Annotated in this window: 17 protein-coding genes; 12 read left to right on the forward strand and 5 right to left on the reverse strand. The window is 73.5% G+C overall.

What is annotated here, in order from left to right; all coding sequences use genetic code 11:
• Positions 1-47 precede the first annotated feature (47 nt).
• The 5 genes from JWP64_RS27140 (at position 48) to JWP64_RS27160 (ending at position 5,139) form a co-directional block, all read left to right on the forward strand.
• Positions 48-1,427: a phosphomannomutase/phosphoglucomutase gene (locus JWP64_RS27140; RefSeq protein ID WP_297502733.1), complete on the forward strand. Its 1,380-nt coding sequence runs from the start codon at positions 48-50 to the stop codon at positions 1,425-1,427.
• 131 nt (positions 1,428-1,558) lie between these two features.
• Positions 1,559-1,795 carry a Trm112 family protein gene (locus JWP64_RS27145; protein ID WP_297502735.1) on the forward strand — a complete coding sequence of 79 codons (237 nt, stop codon included), beginning with the start codon at positions 1,559-1,561 and terminating at the stop codon, positions 1,793-1,795.
• The gene (locus JWP64_RS27150) at positions 1,792-2,886 is read left to right on the forward strand and encodes an SIS domain-containing protein (RefSeq protein WP_297502737.1); all 1,095 of its coding nucleotides are present in this window, start codon (positions 1,792-1,794) and stop codon (positions 2,884-2,886) included. The genes JWP64_RS27145 and JWP64_RS27150 overlap by 4 nt, the downstream gene beginning before the upstream one ends.
• Positions 2,887-2,939: 53 nt before the next feature.
• A complete protein-coding gene (gene manA, locus JWP64_RS27155) occupies positions 2,940-4,151 on the forward strand; it encodes a mannose-6-phosphate isomerase, class I (protein WP_297502739.1) in 1,212 nt (403 codons plus the stop codon).
• A gap of 64 nt (positions 4,152-4,215) precedes the next feature.
• On the forward strand, positions 4,216-5,139 hold the full coding sequence (locus JWP64_RS27160) for a cation diffusion facilitator family transporter (RefSeq protein WP_297502740.1): 924 nt from the start codon (positions 4,216-4,218) through the stop codon (positions 5,137-5,139).
• A gap of 3 nt (positions 5,140-5,142) precedes the next feature.
• Here the strand turns inward: JWP64_RS27160 and JWP64_RS27165 are convergent, their stop codons facing one another.
• Positions 5,143-5,652 (reverse strand): Lrp/AsnC family transcriptional regulator, encoded by a 510-nt coding sequence (locus JWP64_RS27165; protein WP_297502742.1) that lies wholly within the window; start codon positions 5,650-5,652, stop codon positions 5,143-5,145.
• Positions 5,653-5,753: 101 nt separating this feature from the next.
• On the opposite strand from JWP64_RS27165, the gene ald reads away from it, so the two are divergent.
• The 6 genes from ald to JWP64_RS27195 all read left to right on the forward strand — a co-directional run bounded on the left by ald (position 5,754) and on the right by JWP64_RS27195 (position 12,372).
• Complete coding sequence (gene ald / locus JWP64_RS27170; RefSeq protein ID WP_297502744.1) at positions 5,754-6,869, forward strand: alanine dehydrogenase; 1,116 nt, start codon at positions 5,754-5,756, stop codon at positions 6,867-6,869.
• Between the two features lie 63 nt (positions 6,870-6,932).
• The gene (locus JWP64_RS27175; protein WP_297502746.1) at positions 6,933-8,444 is read left to right on the forward strand and encodes an amino acid permease; all 1,512 of its coding nucleotides are present in this window, start codon (positions 6,933-6,935) and stop codon (positions 8,442-8,444) included.
• A 132-nt stretch (positions 8,445-8,576) separates the two neighbouring features.
• Positions 8,577-9,992 (forward strand): MSMEG_0569 family flavin-dependent oxidoreductase, encoded by a 1,416-nt coding sequence (locus tag JWP64_RS27180; protein ID WP_297502748.1) that lies wholly within the window; start codon positions 8,577-8,579, stop codon positions 9,990-9,992.
• Positions 9,993-10,085: 93 nt separating this feature from the next.
• On the forward strand, positions 10,086-10,598 hold the full coding sequence (locus JWP64_RS27185; protein ID WP_297502750.1) for an MSMEG_0572/Sll0783 family nitrogen starvation response protein: 513 nt from the start codon (positions 10,086-10,088) through the stop codon (positions 10,596-10,598).
• Positions 10,599-10,681: 83 nt separating this feature from the next.
• Positions 10,682-11,530 (forward strand): carbon-nitrogen hydrolase family protein, encoded by an 849-nt coding sequence (locus JWP64_RS27190; RefSeq protein WP_297502751.1) that lies wholly within the window; start codon positions 10,682-10,684, stop codon positions 11,528-11,530.
• A 17-nt stretch (positions 11,531-11,547) separates the two neighbouring features.
• The gene (locus JWP64_RS27195) at positions 11,548-12,372 is read left to right on the forward strand and encodes a carbon-nitrogen hydrolase family protein (protein WP_297502753.1); all 825 of its coding nucleotides are present in this window, start codon (positions 11,548-11,550) and stop codon (positions 12,370-12,372) included.
• 3 nt (positions 12,373-12,375) lie between these two features.
• Here JWP64_RS27195 and JWP64_RS27200 read toward each other — a convergent pair whose 3' ends face one another.
• Complete coding sequence (locus JWP64_RS27200) at positions 12,376-14,001, reverse strand: long-chain fatty acid--CoA ligase (RefSeq protein WP_297502755.1); 1,626 nt, start codon at positions 13,999-14,001, stop codon at positions 12,376-12,378.
• A gap of 167 nt (positions 14,002-14,168) precedes the next feature.
• Here JWP64_RS27200 and JWP64_RS27205 point away from each other — a divergent pair, with 167 nt between their 5' ends.
• Positions 14,169-15,491, forward strand: a complete 1,323-nt coding sequence (locus JWP64_RS27205; RefSeq protein ID WP_297502757.1) for a glutamate mutase L — start codon at positions 14,169-14,171, stop codon at positions 15,489-15,491.
• On the opposite strand, the gene JWP64_RS27210 is transcribed toward JWP64_RS27205, so the two are convergent.
• The 3 genes from JWP64_RS27210 to JWP64_RS27220 all read right to left on the reverse strand — a co-directional run.
• The gene (locus JWP64_RS27210; RefSeq protein ID WP_297502759.1) at positions 15,476-15,907 is read right to left on the reverse strand and encodes a hypothetical protein; all 432 of its coding nucleotides are present in this window, start codon (positions 15,905-15,907) and stop codon (positions 15,476-15,478) included. The two genes, JWP64_RS27205 and JWP64_RS27210, sit on opposite strands and share 16 nt — an antisense overlap.
• Positions 15,904-16,434 (reverse strand): sigma-70 family RNA polymerase sigma factor, encoded by a 531-nt coding sequence (locus JWP64_RS27215; protein ID WP_297502761.1) that lies wholly within the window; start codon positions 16,432-16,434, stop codon positions 15,904-15,906. The genes JWP64_RS27210 and JWP64_RS27215 overlap by 4 nt, the downstream gene beginning before the upstream one ends.
• Positions 16,431-17,093, reverse strand: a 663-nt coding sequence (locus JWP64_RS27220) for a class F sortase (protein ID WP_366890679.1), incomplete at its 5' end; no start/stop codon positions are given. The genes JWP64_RS27220 and JWP64_RS27215, both read right to left, overlap by 4 nt.

Here is a 17,093-nt window from a genome sequence, read left to right on the forward strand (position 1 = left end):
GGTCCCGTGGCCGCGAGTCGTCGGTCCTTCCCGCTAGGGTCTGGCCCGTGCCCGATCACCCCGCGCAGCCCGATCTCTCGGCCGTCATCAAGGCCTATGACGTCCGTGGCGTCGTCGGCGAGCAGGTCGACGACGCGCTCGTCAGCGCGGTTGGCGCCGCGCTCGCCCGCATGCTGAAGGACGAGGACCCCGCCACCGGCGTGGTCGTCGTCGGGCACGACATGCGGGACTCCTCGCCCGGTCTCGCGGCCGCGTTCGCCGAGGGGGTCACCGGCCAGGGACTCGACGTCGTGAACATCGGCCTGGCCAGCACGGACATGCTCTACTTCGCCGCCGGCACGCTGGACGTGCCGGCAGCGATGTTCACCGCGAGCCACAACCCGGCGAAGTACAACGGCATCAAGCTCTGCCGGGCCGGCGCCACGCCGATCGGCCAGGACACCGGCCTCCTCACGATCCGCGAGGCCGTCGAGCGGGGCGTCCCCGCGGGCCCGGGCGGGGGCAGCGTCCGGGAGCAGCCGATGCTCGGCGACTACGCCGCCTACCTGCGCGCCCTGGTGGACCTGCGGCAGATCCGGCCGCTGAAGGTCGTCGTGGACGCGGGCAACGGCATGGGCGGGTTCACGGTCCCGGAGGTGCTCAGCGGCCTCCCGCTGGACGTCGTGCCGCTCTACTTCGAGCTCGACGGCACGTTCCCCAACCACGAGGCGAACCCGCTCGACCCGGCGAACCTGGTGGACCTGCAGAAGGCCGTGGTCGCCGAGCGGGCCGACCTCGGCCTGGCTTTCGACGGGGACGCGGACCGCTGCTTCGTCGTCGACGAGCGGGGCGAGCCGGTCAGCCCGAGCGCCATCACCGGCCTGGTCGCGGTCCGCGAGCTGGCGAAGTCCCCGGGCAGCCCGATCATCCACAACCTGATCACGTCCAAGGCCGTCCCCGAGATCGTGCGCGAGCACGGCGGGGAGCCCGTACGCACCCGCGTCGGGCACTCGTTCATCAAGCAGGAGATGGCCGAGACCGGCGCGGTCTTCGGCGGCGAGCACTCCGCGCACGACTATTTCCGGGACTTCTGGAAGGCGGACTCCGGCATGCTCGCGGCCCTGCACGTGCTGGCCGCGCTCGGCGAGCAGCCGGGCCCGCTCTCCGGGCTGATGGCCGAGTTCGAGCGCTACAGCGCCAGCGGCGAGGTGAACTCGACGGTCGCGGACCAGGCGGGCCGGGTCGCCGCGATCAAGGAGATCTACGGCGGGCGCGAGGGCGTCGAGCTCGACGAGCTCGACGGCCTCACCGTCGCGCTGCCGGACGGTTCGTGGTTCAACCTGCGGGCGTCCAACACCGAACCGCTGCTGCGGCTCAACGTGGAGGCGGCCGATCCCGCCGCCGTCGCGGCGCTGCGGGACGAGGTGCTGGCGGTCGTCCGCGCCTGACCGGGCGCGCCCGGATCGGGCGACCGCCACGGTACGTATCAGCACCCTGCGGGGCAGGGATAGCCCGGACGGCCCCGGCGCGCCGGGGAAGACCCTGGCAGCATCGTGTGAGAAGGATGACGAGGAGGACCGTGGCCGTACAACTCGACCCCCAGCTGCTGGAGATCCTGGCGTGCCCGTCGGACGACCATGCGCCGCTGCGCGCCGGCACGCCCGGCGAGCCCGGTGCGGACGTCCTGACCTGTACGTCGTGCGGTCGCCGGTTCCCGGTGGTCGACGGCATCCCGGTACTGCTGCTCGACGAGGCCCTCCCGCCCGAGCCGGGCGCCCCCGCGGCGCCGGACGCGTCGGCCGAGGGGGGCGGGTGAGCACGGTGCTCGACGACACCGTCCTGGCCGATCCGGCGGCCCTCGCGGCGGTGGACACCACCGGGGTCCTGCGCTCCGCCGCGACCGCCGGTGCGCAGGTCCGCTCCGCGGCGCACACCGCCGCGGAGGCGGGTGTCCCCTCGCTGGAGGGCGCCCGTCCGCGGGCGCTGGTGTTCCTGCGCCGCCCCGGCACCTCGGGCGCGGCCGCGGAGCTGCTGACGGCGCTGCTCGGGCCGCAGTGCCCGGTCCCGATCGTCGTCGCGGACACCGCGCCGAGCTGGGTCGGAGCGCTCGACGTGCTCGTCGCGCACTCGGCGGACGCCACGGACATGGAGCTGGCGGAATCGGTGGGCCGGGCGGTGTCCCGGGGCGCCGAGGTCGTGCTGTCCGTCCCCACCGACGGCCCGGTGGCCTCCGCGGGCGCCGGCCGCGCCCGGCTGCTCGAGCCGCGGATCCCGGTGCCGCCCGCGCTGGACCTGCCGCGCGCCCTCGCGGTCGGGCTCACCGTCGTCGCGGCGCTGGGGCTGTTCGCCGTCGACCCGGGGCTGGACGCGCTGGCGGACGCCCTGGACGCCGAGGCCGAGCGCAACCAGCCCGGCAACGAGCCGTTCATGAACCCGGCGAAGTCCCTCGCACTGCGGCTCGCGGAGCACACCCCGCTGCTGTGGGGCACGGACCCCGCGGCCACCGCCGTCGCCGGGCACGCGGCCACCGCCCTCGCCACGCACGCGGGGGTCGTCGCGCACAGCGCGGCCGTCGCCCAGGCCGCCACCGCCATCGGCCTGGCCCGCGCGCTCGCCCTCACCGCGCGCGGCGCGGACGTCTTCCGGGACCCCTTCGAGGACCCGGCGGACGGCGCGGACGCACCGCCGCCGCGGCTCGTGCTGCTCGCCACCGGCGAGGAGGACCCGGAGCAGGTCGCGATGCGGCTGACCGGCCGCACGTGGCCCGCGGACCTCGCACACCCGGTGGAGGAGATCGCCCGCGGCACGCGGCACGCCGCGCTGCTGCGGGCCGCGCTGCTCGCCGCCCGCGCGGACTCCGCCGCGATCTACCTGGGCCTGGCCACCCGGACGATCGAACCCGCCTGACGCCCCGGCCCGCGCGCCACGACCCTGATCCGCTACGACGAGGACGACTATCCGTGGAGTTGCTGGACAACCCGGTGCGGCCGTACGCCTGGGGATCGCGGACCGTGATCGCCGGCCTGCTCGGCCAGCCCGTGCCGTCCCCCCACCCGCAGGCGGAGCTGTGGCTCGGCGCGCATCCGGCGGACCCGTCGCGGATCGTGCGTCCGGACGGCGAGCGGACGTCGCTTCTCGACGCGCTGACCGCCGACCCCGGGCACCTGCTCGGGGACGCGCGGCGCAGCCGCTGGCACGACACGCTCCCGTTCCTGCTCAAGGTCCTCGCGGCGGACGAGCCGCTGTCCCTGCAGGCGCACCCGAGCCTGGAGCAGGCCGCCTACGGGTTCGAGCGGGAGAACGCCGCCGGCATCGCCGTCGACGCCCCGGACCGCAACTACCGGGACCCGCACCACAAGCCCGAGCTGATCTGCGCGCTCACCGAGTTCCACGCGCTCGTCGGGTTCCGGGAGCCGGTGGAGACGATCGCGCTGCTCCGTGCGCTGGACGTCCCGCAGCTCGCCGCCCACGTCGAGCTGCTCGCGGGCCAGCCCGGCCCCGACGGCCTGCGGGCCCTGTTCACCACCTGGATCACGCTGCCGCAGAGCATGCTCGACGAGCTGGTGCCCGCCCTGCAGGAGGCCGCGATCCGGCTCGTCGCGGCCGGTGGGGACTTCCAGGCGGAGGCCCGCACCGCGCTCGACCTGTCCGAGCGCTACCCCGGTGACGCCGGCGTCCTCGCGGCGCTGCTGCTCAACCGCACCACGCTGCAGCCCGGTGAGGCCCTCTACCTGCCCGCCGGGAACCTGCACGCGTACCTGTCCGGCGCCGGTATCGAGATCATGGCGAACTCGGACAACGTGCTACGCGGCGGCCTCACGCCGAAGCACGTGGACGTGCCGGAGCTGCTGCGGGTCCTGGACTTCACCGCGGCCCCGCCGCCGGTGATCGACGGGCACCCGGAGGCCGGCTGGAACTCCTACGACACACCCGCCGCGGAGTTCCGGCTGCGTCGCTGGAAGGCCACGGAGGAGGACGCGAAGGTCGCGGTGCCGGACGGCGGCCCGCGGATCCTGCTGTGCACCGCCGGGTCGGCGTTCGTGCGCGGGGGAGACCGCGTGGTCGAGCTGGCGAAGGGCCGGGCGCTCTTCCTGGGGGCGGCGGACACGGCGACCGAGGTGGAGAGCGCGGCCGCCGGCACTCAGCTGTTCCTGGCCAGCGACGGTCTGTAGCGCGCCGCCGACTACGCTCTCCCCGGTTCCGATTCTCAGACGTTGAAGAACACGGGGGACACGCATGTCGGCGAGCGGTGGGACGAGGGCGATCATCGCCGCGCTGGTGGCGAACGCGGGGATCGCGGTGGCGAAGTTCGTCGGTTTCCTGGTGACCGGATCGTCGTCGATGCTCGCGGAGGCCGTGCACTCCGTCGCGGACACCGCCAACCAGGGCCTGCTGCTGATCGGCGGCAAGCGTGCGGCCCGCGCCGCGACCCCCGAGCACCCCTTCGGCTACGGCCGGGACCGCTACTTCTACTCGTTCATCGTCGCCCTGATGCTGTTCACCCTCGGCTCGGTGTTCGCGATCTACGAGGGCATCCACAAGATCGAACATCCTGAGCCGCTGACCTCGCCGCTGGTCGCGGTGATCATCCTGGTGGTCGCGATCGCGCTGGAGAGCTACTCGTTCCGCACGGCCGTGCACGAGTCCCGGCCGCTCAAGGGGACCGGTAGCTGGTGGCAGTTCATCCGCCAGGCGAAGGTCCCGGAGCTGCCCGTCGTGCTGCTGGAGGACACCGGCGCGCTGATCGGGCTGGTGTTCGCGCTGGCCGGTGTCGGGCTGTCCGTGCTCACCGGGGAGCCGGTCTGGGACGGGATCGGCACGCTCTGCATCGGCGTCCTGCTCGGCGTCATCGCGATCATCCTGATCGTCGAGATGAAGAGCCTGCTGATCGGCGAGGGGGCGACCTCGCCGGTGCTCTCCACCATCGTGCGCAAACTCGAGGAGGGTGAGCACGTCGAGCGGGTCATCCACATCAAGACCCAGTACCTCGGCCCGGAGGAGATGCTGGTCGCGGCGAAGATCGCCCTCACCCCGGGGTTGCCGGTGGAGGCCGTCGCCAGGACCATCGACGAGGCGGAGGCCCGGGTCCGCGAGGCCGTCCCGGACGCGCGCGTGATCTACCTGGAGCCGGACCTCGACCGCTCCCGCGTCGCGTCCTAGGTTCTAGAACCGGCCCCGCGGCCGGACGTGGTCGAAGATCAGGCTCGTCTGGGTGTTCGCGACGTCCGCCAGGCCGTTGAGGGTCACCACGAGGTCCCGCAGCGTGGGTGAGTCCGCCGTCGCGACGTGCAGCAGGTAGTCGTCGACCCCGGCGAGGAAGTACACGTCGCGGACCTCGGCCATCGCGATGACCTGCTCCTCGAACTCCTTCATCCGCTGCCGGGCGTCGCTCTGCAGCCGCACGGAGATCATGGCCTGCAGCGGCCGGCCCGTCGCCGCGGGATCGACGTCGGCGTGGAAGCCGCGGATGACCCCGCGCTCCCGCAGGGCCCGGACCCGGCCCAGGCACGTCGACGGCGCGACGCCCACCTTGTCGGCGAGCGCGTTGTTCGGGATCCGGGCGTCCCCTTCGAGGTGGGTGAGGATCGCGCGGTCCACCTCGTCCAGCGGGACCCGCACATCCTGCGGCTGCGAAGCCGGTGGAGCGCTTGTATTCGTGGATCGTTCGGCCATCGTGCCAGGCTACAGAATCTTCTTCGTGCTTGTTGCGGTCGAGCAGCGCCTTCTTCATCGTTGTCCGGGTCAAGGACACCGGACCAGGGGCAGGAGCAGTCATGCGGGTCGCCATTCCGCGCGAGGTCAAGGACAACGAGTTCCGGGTGGCCGTCACGCCCGCCGGCGTGCACGAGCTGGTCCGCCGCGGACACGAGGTGATCGTCCAGCAGGGCGCCGGGCTCGGGTCGTCGATCACCGACGCGGAGTACAAGGACGCCGGCGCGCAGGTCCTGGCCGAGGCGGCCCAGGTGTGGACGAGTGGCGAGCTGCTGCTCAAGGTCAAGGAGCCGGTGCCGAGCGAGTACGGCCACCTGCGGGGCGACCTGACGCTGTTCACCTACCTGCACCTCGCGGCGTCGCGGTCCTGCACGGACGCGCTGCTGAACGCCGGCACCACCTCGATCGCCTACGAGACCGTCCGCACCGCCGACGGCCGGCTCCCGCTGCTCGCGCCGATGAGCGAGGTCGCGGGCCGGCTCGCGCCGCAGGTCGGCGCCTACCACCTGATGAGCGCCGCGGGCGGCCGCGGCGTCCTGATGGGCGGCGTGCCCGGCGCCACGCGGGCGCACGTCGTCGTCATCGGGGCGGGGGTCTCCGGGGCCAACGCCGTCGCCGTCGCCGTCGGGATGGGCGCGCGGGTCACCGTGCTGGACCTGAGCATCGACAAGCTCCGCGAGCTCGACGACCGCTACGCCGGTCGGGTCGAGACCGTCTACTCCACCGCGTACGCCCTGGAGAAGGCCGTCCTCGAGGCGGACCTGGTGATCGGCGCGGTGCTGGTGCCCGGCGCCAAGGCCCCGACCCTGGTCTCGAACGACCTGGTGTCGCGGATGAAGCCGGGCGCGGTGCTCGTCGACATCGCGGTGGACCAGGGCGGCTGCTTCGCCGACACGAAGCCGACCACCCACGCCGACCCGACGTTCCGGGTCCACGACACGGTCTTCTACTGCGTGGCGAACATGCCCGGCGCCGTCCCGAACACCTCCACCCACGCGCTCACCAACGCGACGCTCCCGTACGTGCTGAGGCTCGCGGACCACGGCTGGCAGGACGCCCTCACCGCGGACCCGGCGCTCGCGGCCGGCCTGTCCACCCACGCCGGCTCGTTGACCTCCCGCGAGGTCGCGGAGGCCCACGGCCTGCCCCACGTGAGCACCGCGGACCTGCTGGACTGAGCCAGGACGCCGGGAGCGGCCCAGCGGTGGCAGCGGTCCCGGTCGGAGCAATACGGTTCCGGGATGGTCGGTACGACGGGCGGGATGTGGCGGACCAAGTCCGTCGAGCAATCCATTCAGGACACAGATGAGCCGGACACCAAGCTGCGCCGGGACCTCGGCACCTGGGATCTGATCGTCTTCGGGGTCGCGGTCGTGGTGGGCGCGGGGATCTTCACCCTCGCCGCCAGCACCGCGGGCGACCGCGCGGGACCCTCGATCTCGCTCGCGTTCGTGCTCGCCGCGATCGCCTGCGGGCTCGCCGCGCTCTGCTACGCGGAGTTCGCGTCGACGGTCCCGGTGGCCGGCAGCGCCTACACCTTCTCCTACGCCACGTTCGGCGAGTTCATCGCGTGGATCATCGGCTGGGACCTCGTGCTGGAGTTCGCCGTCGGCGCCGCGGTGGTGTCGAAGGGCTGGTCGGAGTACCTGCACACGGTGCTCGCGCTGGTCGGGATCGACGTCCCCACGTCGTTCTCCCTCGGCAGCTTCTTCTCCTTCGACTGGGGCGCCCTGCTGCTGATCGCGGTGCTGGCGACGCTGCTGGCGCTGGGCACCAAGCTCTCCAGCCGGGTCAGCATGGTCTTCACGGCGATCAAGGTCGCCATCGTGCTGCTCGTGATCATCGTCGGCATCGGGTACGTGAAGGCGGAGAACTACTCCCCCTTCATCCCGCCGGCGGCGCCGGCGGAGGCCGGCGACACCGGACTGCAGCAGTCCCTGCTCTCGCTCCTCGGCGGTGAGGGCAGCAGCGTCTTCGGCATCTACGGGCTGCTCGCCGCGGCGTCGCTGGTGTTCTTCGCGTTCATCGGGTTCGACGTCGTCGCGACGACCGCGGAGGAGACGAAGGACCCGCAGAGGTCCCTGCCGCGGGGCATCTTCGGCTCGCTCGCGATCGTCACGGTCCTCTACGTGGCCGTCGCGCTCGTGCTCACCGGGATGGTCAGCTACACCCAGCTCGCCACGCAGCCGGACGGCACGCGCGCCACGCTGGCGACGGCGTTCGCCTCGCTGGGCGTGACGTGGGCGGCCGCGGTGATCGCGGTCGGCGCGCTGGTCGGCCTGACCACGGTCGTCATGGTGCTCCTGCTCGGCCAGATCCGGGTGCTGTTCGCCATGTCCCGGGACGGTCTGCTCCCCGGCGCGCTGGCCAGGACCGGGACGCGGGGCACGCCGCTGCGCTCGACCCAGCTCGTCGGCGTGGTCGTCGCGCTCGTCGCCACGTTCTTCCCGGCGGGGACGCTGGAGGAGATGGTCAACATCGGCACGCTGTTCGCGTTCGTGCTGGTGTCCATCGGCGTGGTGATCCTGCGCCGCACCCGGCCCGATCTGCCGCGCTCGTTCCGGACGCCACTGGTGCCGCTCGTGCCGATCCTGTCCGTCCTCGCGTGCGTGTGGCTGATGCTGAACCTGACCGTCGAGACGTGGCTGCGGTTCCTCGTCTGGATGGCCATCGGGTTCGTCGTCTACTTCGCGTACGGTCGGTCGCACTCGAAGGTCGGACGGCGGGAAGAGGCGCAGAAGGCCTCCTCGTGAGGGTTCCGCAACACCGGCGTCACAGGCCGCCGTTCCGCTAACCCGCACGATCTCCGGATGAAACGCCTCGGACATCGCCGCTCGCTTGACTGGTTCCGGTCAGTACAGGACACCGGATCGGGAGCGGGAGCCGTGGCGAACAACGTGCGCAGCATCGGGAACCGGCCGTCGGCGGCGACGCTCGACGGGTCGCACCACGCGGTCGTCGTCATCGGGGGCGGGCAGGCCGGCCTGTCGATGAGCTGGTGGCTCGGTGAGCGCGGGATCGACCACGTCGTGCTCGAGTCGAGGACGGCCGGGCACGAGTGGCGGGACCGCCGCTGGGACAGCTTCTGCCTGGTGACGCCGAACTGGCAGTGCCGGCTCCCCGGCTTCCCGTACCCGGGTGACGACCCGGACGGCTTCATGGTCCGCGACGAGATCGAGGACTACCTGGCCGAGTTCGTCGAGTCCTTCCGGCCGCCGCTGGTCGAGGGCGTCCGGGCCACCCGGCTGCGCAGCGCCGACGGCGCCTTCGAGGTCCGGACGGACGGCGCCGCCGGTTCGGGGGCAACGCTGCGCGCGGACCAGGTCGTCGTCGCCACCGGGCCCTACCAGATCCCGCGCACGCCGCGGATGGCCGAGCGGCTCCCGGAGCGGATCGCGCAGCTGCACAGCTCCGAGTACCGCAACCCGGACCAGCTGCCCGAGGGCGCCGTCCTCGTCGTCGGCACCGGGCAGTCCGGCTGCCAGATCGCCGAGGACCTGCACCTCGCCGGCCGCACCGTCCACCTCGCCACGGGCACCGCGCCGCGCGTCGCCCGCTTCTACCGCGGCCGGGACTGCGTGACCTGGCTGCACGAGATGGGCACCTACACCAAGGGCGTCGACGAGTTCGTCGACGTCGACGCCATCCGCTTCAAGACCAACCACTACGTCACCGGCCGCGACGGCGGGCGGGACATCGACCTGCGGAGGTTCGCGCTCGAGGGCATGGTCCTGCACGGCCGGCTCACCGGGATCGCGCACGGCATGGCGCGCTTCGGCCCGGACCTGCGGGCGAACCTCGACGGCGCGGACGCCGTCGCCGAGGGCATCAAGGACGCCATCGACGCCCACATCGCCGCCCACGGCATCGACGCCCCGGCCGAGGAACGCCGCCCGCCGGTGTGGGCGCCCGGCCCGGAGGCCGAGGACCCCGCCGAGATCAACCTGGCCGACGCCGGGATCACCGGCGTCGTCTGGTCCACCGGCTTCGGCCGGGACCACCGCTGGATCGAGCTCCCGATCTTCGACGGCCGGGGGTACCCCACGCACGCCCGCGGCGTCACCAGCCAGCCGGGGCTCTACTTCCTCGGCCTGCCCTGGCAGCACACCTGGGGGTCCGGTCGGTTCTCCGGCGTCGCGGACGATGCGGAGCACCTGGTCGGACAGATCCAGCGGGTGCGCCGCGCGGGCGACACCACGGTGGCCGACGGCCTGCACTGGCTCGCCGGCACGCCGTTCAGCACGTTCCCGGAGGCGGAGCACGCCGACGAGGACTGGATCGCGCCGCGCACCGTCGCGTAGCTGCCGTCCACCCAGCCCACCCCGAACCGCCCGGTCCCCAGCCCCTGGGTGCCGGTGATCCACCTGCCGTTTCAACCGAAAGGAATGACGGACATGGCCGACCTGACCGATCTCGAGAAGCAGAGCCTCGAGGAGATCGCGCACCCGTCGATGCCCGAGGGGTCGTCGATCTACGGCGGCACCAAGGTGTTCCCGGACTACCAGGCCGAGAACGGCGAGACCTACTTCACGCTGGTGCACGGCATCGCACACGAGTCGTCCGTCAGCTTCGTCGCGATCCTGCAGGCCACCCGCGCGCTGCGGAAGGGCTTCGAGTCCGCGATCTACTTCTACGGGCCGGGCTCGCTGAACTGCCTCGCCACCCGGGGGTTCCCGACCACGGGCAACTCCGCGTTCCCCGGCGAGCACAACATCAACAACTCCCTGAAGACCTATATCCAGGAGGGCGGCAAGGTCTACTGCTGCCGCTTCGGGCTCTCGCTGCACGGTGCCCGGGAGGAGGACCTGATCGAGGGCGTCATCCCGACGCACCCCCTCGACGTCCAGGACGCGTTGATCCACTACGCCCGCAAGGGCGCGATCATCAACTCCACCTACCAGCTCTGAGCTGCAGCTCCGCTGCCCGTGCGCGGTAATCGTCGCTCCGGCGACGATTACCGCGCACGAGCGCAGAGCGCGAAAGGGGACACATGAGCACGCTGCGGATGGCGGCGGTGTCGGCGCCCTTCGACCGGGACCTCGACGAGGACTTCGCGCGGGTCGGCGGCCTGATCGAGCAGGCCAGGGCCGACGGCGTCGGGTTGCTCGTGCTGCCCGAGGCCTGTCTCGGCGGGTACCTCACGGACCTCGACGGCGCGGCCGAGCTGCCGCCCGCGTTCGGCGTCGGCGGGCCGGAGATCGCCCGGCTGGCCGCGCTGGCGGGGGACATGGTCGTGTGCGCGGGCTTCTGCGAGACCGCCGGCGCGAAGACCTACAACAGCGCGGTCTGCCTCACCGGGGACGGCGTGCTCGGCGTCCACCGCAAGGTGCACCAGCCACTGCGCGAGGACGCGTCCTACGCCGCCGGGGACCGGTTCACCGCGTTCGACACCCCGGTCGGCCGGATCGGCATGCAGATCTGCTTCGACAAGGCCTTTCCCGAGGCGGCGCGGGCCCAGGCGCTCGATGGGGCGAAGATCGTCTGCTCGCTGTCCGCCTGGCCGACGAGCGCGACCAACCGGCACCCGGACCCGGCGCAGGACCGCTGGACCCGCCGGATGGACCTGTTCGACCGGGCCCGCGCCCTGGACAACCAGCTGGTCTGGGTGGCGTCGAACCAGTCCGGCACCTTCGGGGCCATGCGGTTCGCCGCCAGCGCGAAGGTCGTGGACCCGGGCGGCGAGATCGTCGCCTGGACGGAGCAGCGCGCGGGGCTGGCCGTCGCGGAGTTCGACATCGACGCCGTCGTGGACGCCGCGCGCGGGGGGATGCACTTCCTCCGCGACCGCCGCCCGGACACGTACCCTGCTCTGGGCGGCACGCCGTACGTCGCGGCGTAGCGGACCGGAGGACTCGGGTGGGGTCGATCAGGATCGGGGCGGTCGCGGCGGCGTTCGGCCGGGACGTCGAGGCCGCGCTCGCACGCGTCGCGACCCTGATCGAGCACGCCCGTCGCTCCGGCGTGGACCTCCTCGTGCTGCCGGATGCGGCGCTCGGCGGCTACATCCCGGAGTTCGCGGACCCGGACCCTTCCGAGCTGCCGCCGGCGCTGGACCGGGACGGCCCCGAGCTGCGCAAGGTCGCCGCGATGGCCGGGGAGATGATCGTCTGCATCGGGTTCCGGGAGGCCGCGGAGACCGGGCCGTACAACACCGCGGCCTGCGTCTGCGGGGACGGGCTGCTCGGCCTGCACCGCAAGGTCCACCAGCCCGCCGGCGAGGACCGCGTCTACGCGGCGGGCGGCGTGTTCGGCGCGTTCGACACCCCGGTCGGTCGGCTGGGCATGCTCGTCGACTACGACAAGACCTTCCCCGAGTCCGCCCGCACCCTGGCCCTCGACGGCGCCGAGGTCGTCGCCTGCCTCTCCGCCTGGCCGACGAGCATCACCAACCGGGCCCCGCGGATGGCGCAGGACCGCCAGTCCCGGCTCTTCGACCTCTACGACCGCTCGCGCGCCGCGGAGAACCAGGTCGTCCTGGTGTCGTCGAACCAGACCGGGACGATCGGCAAGATGCGGTTCCTCGGGCAGGCCAAGGTCGTCGGCCCGGACGGCGAGATCCTGGCCCGGACCTGGGCCAAGGCGGGTATCGCCGTGGCCGAGGTCGACGTCGAGAGCTCGCTCGGCGCGGTCCGGAAGGTCCTCTCGCACCTCACCGAGCGGCGGCCCGAGACCTACCGCTGACTGCTAGGACGGCAGCGAGTAGCCCGCGAACTTGTCCCGCAGCGTCTTCTTCGAGAACTTGCCGACGCTCGTCTTCGGCACCTCGTCGATGAACTCGACCGCGTCCGGCAGCCACCACTTCGCGACCCGCGGCGTCAGGAACTCGATCAGCTCGTCCGGCGTGAGGCTCCGCCCGGGCCGCACGACGACACAGGCCATCGGCCGCTCCACCCACTTCTCGTGCGGGATCGCGATCACCGCCGCCTCGGCGACGGCCGGGTGCGCCATGATCTCGTTCTCCAGCTCCACCGAGCTGATCCACTCGCCACCGGACTTGACCAGGTCCTTCGTCCGGTCCACGAGCTTGACCGAGCCGTAGGGGTCGACGACGGCGACGTCCCCGGTCCGCAGCCAGCCGTCCTCGGTGAACTGGGCGCCGCCGCCCTCGCCCCGGTAGTACTCCTTCGCGATCCACGGGCCCGCGGTCTGCAGCTCGCCGCTGGTGGCATCGTCCCAGGGCAGCTCCTCGCCGGTCCCGGGGTCCGCGATCCGCAGCTCGACGAGCGGCGCGGCCACCCCCTGCCGGGCCCGCAGGTCCGCGCGCTGGTCCTCGGTGAGCGCGTCCGTGCGGCCGGCCAGGACGCCGAGCGTCGCGATCGGGGAGGTCTCGGTCATGCCCCAGGCCTGCAGCATCGGCATGCCGACCTTCTCCTTCCAGGCCTCGGAGAGCGAGCGCGGCACCGCGGAGCCGCCGCACAGGACGGTCCGCAGCGCACCGAGGTCCTGGCCGTCGACGAGCGGGAGCACGCCCATCCAGATCGTCGGCACGCCGCCGGTGACGGTGACGCGGTGCCGGGCGAGCAGGTCCAGGATCGCGGAGGGCGTCATGTTCGGGCCGGGGAAGACGATGTCCGTGCCGGCGAGCAGGCAGCCGTAGGGCAGGCCCCAGGCGTTGGCGTGGAACATCGGGACGACGGGCAGCACGACGTCGCACTCGCGCAGCCCCGGCCCGTCGGAGATCAGCGTGATCAGCGAGTGCAGCGTCGCGGAGCGGTGGCTGTAGACCACGCCCTTCGGGTTCCCGGTGGTGCCGGACGTGTAGCACATCGCGGCGGCGGCGTTCTCGTCCTCGACGACGAACCGGCCCTGGTACGGCTCGGCCGCGGCGAGCAGCTCCTCGTAGTCCGCGATCCGCGGGTCGTCCGGGATCTCGACGTCCGCGCCGTCGTCGATCACGACGTAGCGCCGCACGGTCTCGAGCTTGTCCACCAGCGGCCAGAGCAGCGGGAGCAGCGAGCGGTCGACGAAGACGATCTCGTCCTCGGCGTGGTTCGCGATGTAGACGAGCTGCTCGGGGAAGAGCCGGATGTTCAGCGTGTGCAGGACCCGGCCGGTGCACGGCGCGGCGAGGTAGAGCTCGAGGTGGCGGTCGGTGTTCCAGCAGAACGTGCCGACCCGCGCGTCGGCGGAGACGCCGAGGGTGTCCAGCACCGTCGCGAGCCGGCGGACCCGGACCGCCCAGTCGGCCACCGGGGTGACCCGTTCGCCCGCGGGGCTCGCCGTCACGATCTTCTTGTGGCCGAAGAGCTGCTCGGCGCGGTGGAAGACGTGGGTGAGGGACAACGGCCTGTCCTGCATGAGTCCGCGCATCGATGCTCCCGGCTCTGTGGTGTCGATCACCAGACGGTACCGGTCGGGCGAAGGGGCCGGAAGGCACGCGGAACGCAGCCGCTCGACCACCCTCCGCGACCGGCCACTGGACCGGGGGGCGCGTTTCGCGGCCGCGGCGGGCGTCGCCGCCGGTAGGCTCGGGTCTCATGACGGGTGCCGGACCACAGGTCGGCGCGGGGATCGGGTCCATCTGCCTCGACGTGGGATCGACCTGGACGAAGGCCGTCCTGGTGAGACCGGACGGCGGCCTCGCCGGGTTCGCCGAGCACCCCACCACGTCCGTGGACGTCCTCACCGGTGTCGACGCCGCCGTCCGCGCGGTCAGCGCGGCGCGCTCGCCGGGCCAGCGGGCGGACCCGGAGCTGCTGGCCTGCTCGTCCGTCGGCGGCGGGTTGCGGCTCGCCGTTGTCGGCGCCGAGCGGCTCACCGCCATCGAGGCCGGCTACCGGGCCGCCCGGTCCGCGGGGTCCCGGGTCGTGCACGTCCACTCCGGCCCGCTCGAACCGCAGGACATCCGGCTGCTGCGCAGCAGCCGCCCCGGCGCGGTGCTGCTCACCGGCGGCGCGGACGGGGACGATCCCTCGCTGCTGCTGCACAACGCGGGCAGGCTCGCGCGCGCCCGGATCCGCTACCCGATCGTGCTCGCCGGCAACGTCGCCGCGCGCGACGACGCGCTGGCCCTGCTCCGCGCCACCGGCCGCACGGTCGTGGCCTGCGACAACGTCGCCCCGCGGCCCGGTGAGCTGGTCCCCGAGGCGGCCCGCGCGGCCCTCGCGGAGGTGTTCGCGCGGCACGTGCTCGGCGGCCGCGGGCCCACCGCCGCGCCCCGCTTCCGGCGGATGGTCCGCACCATGACGCCGGACGCCGTGCGCCGCGGCACCGCGGAGCTCGCCCGGCTCTCCGGCCGCTCGGTCCTGCTCGTCGACGTCGGGTGCGCCACCACGGACGTCCACTCGGCCGTTCCGGGGGCGGGCGAGGCGCTGCGCACCGTCGAGGGCGACCTCGGGGTCCGGGCGGCCGCCGAGGGCGTGCTCGTCGAGGCGCAGACGGAGGAGCTGGTGGACCCGGTGGAGGCCGACCTCCTCGCCCCGACCGTCCGCCGGATGAGCTCCGAGCCCGGCTACGTCCCGAAGGACGCGGGCGGCGCGGCGGAGGACCGGCGGATCGCCGCGCTCGCCGCCGTCGTCGCGGCCCGGCGGCACCTGCGCGCCGCGCTCGCGGACCCCGCGGACGTGCACCCGCCGGTCGGGCTGGTCGTGCTCGCCGGAGGGGTGTTCCGGCGCCGGGACCCGGGCGGGCTGGCCGCGGTCGCCGGGACCCTGCGCTGCGACGAGATGCTGGGCCCGCTGGTCGCGGACGCGCCGATCCTCGTGGACGCGGACTTCGCCGTCGCCCCGGCCGGGCTGCTGGTGGCGAACGGCCGGGCGGAGGCGGCGGAGGCGCTGCTCCGAGATCACCTGTTGGGTTGAGCGCTCGGCACCGCCGCCTCCCGCGCGCCCGTGCTGAGCCGCGGTTCGGCGGTCGGGTCCAGGCGCGCCCGCGGCGGCGGGAGCGTCGTGGGCAGCGGTGAGGACAGCGGCGAGGTCGAGGTCGTCACCGGCGAGGACGACGGCCGGGGGGAGGACGGCCGGGGGGAGGACGGGGCGGACGACGCGGGCTGCTGCGCGGGCGTCACCGGCTCGGGCTGCTGCCGGGTCGTGACGACCGCAGCCCCCACGACGACGAGCGCCGCCACGGCGGCCGCGGCCCCGGCTGCGAGGTGCTGGCGCCGGCGCACGAGCCGCCGCCGCGCCTGCACCCCGGCGAGCAGGCCCGTCGCGGAGATTCCCTCGTCCAGCGCCGGATCGTGCAGGTGGGACCGCAGGTCCGCGTGCTCGTCGGTCATCGCAGGGTCCCTTCGCTGGTGAGGTCGCCATCGCCGGTCAGGCCGGTCGGCGCGGCGCGCAGGGCCAGCAGTGCGCGACGGGCGTGGGAACGGACGGTCGCCTCCCGGCAGCCGAGCAGCTCGGCGATCTGGGAGTCGGGCCGGTCGTGGTAGTAGCGCAGGACGAGGACGGCGCGCTGGACCCGCGGGAGCCGGGCGAGCGCGAGGCGCAGGTGGTCCCGGGCGGCCACGGCGTCGTCGACACCCGGGACCGGCTCCCCGTGGTGCCACGAGAGATCGGCCGGGCGCTCGCGGGACGAGAGCCGGCGGCGCCAGGAGAGGAAGTCGTTCAGGACGGCCTTGTGGACGTAGGCGCGCAGGTCGTCGACCCGGGAGACCTTCGCCCAGGACAGCCCGATCCGGGCGAGCACGTCCTGCACGATGTCCTCGGCACGGTGGTGGTCCAGCGTCAGCCGTCGCGCGAACCCGACGAGCCCGGCCCCGTGCGCGAGCACGAACGCCTCGAAGGAGTCCTCACCCGACGTCATCCCACCTGCTCCGATGCCGCCGAAGCGTAGACGATCACGTTGTCGGTCCAGCTGCGCGCGGCCCGGTCGAAGTGTCCGCCGCAGGTGATCAGCCGCAGCCCGGGGTGGTCGAGGTCGCCGTAGACCTCGGCCGTCGGGAAGGCGCTCTTCGGGTACGTGCCGATCCGGTCGACCCGGAACCGGGCGACGCTGCCGTCCGCCCTCGTCACGGCGATCGCGTCGCCGGGAGCGGCGGCGCGGAGGTCGAAGAAGACCCCGGGCCCCGAGCGCGCCGAGTCCACATGGCCGAGGACGACGGCCGGGCCGGGCTCGCCGGGTGCCGGGGAGTTCTCGTACCAGCCGGCGTCCGGCGAGCCGAGCGGCGGGACCTCCACCGTGCCGTCCGGGTTCAGGCCCAGCGTCCGCAGCGACGCGTGCACGCCGACGGCCGGGACGTCGAGCGTCACCGGGACCGAGCGACCGAGCGGAGCGGGGCCTTCCGGGAGCGCGGCTGCAGCGACCCGGCTCGGCGCGGCCGGGACCAGCGCGAACGCCACCGCGCCCGCCCCGGCCAGTACGAGCACCAGCGCGACGACCAGCAGCCGGCGCACGCTCATCTCCCGGTGGTCTCCCGGCGGCGGCGGTACAGCGCGACGCCCCCGGCGCGCGCCGCGCCGGCC

This window comes from Pseudonocardia sp. (assembly GCF_025465255.1).
GTDB lineage: Bacteria > Actinomycetota > Actinomycetes > Mycobacteriales > Pseudonocardiaceae > Pseudonocardia.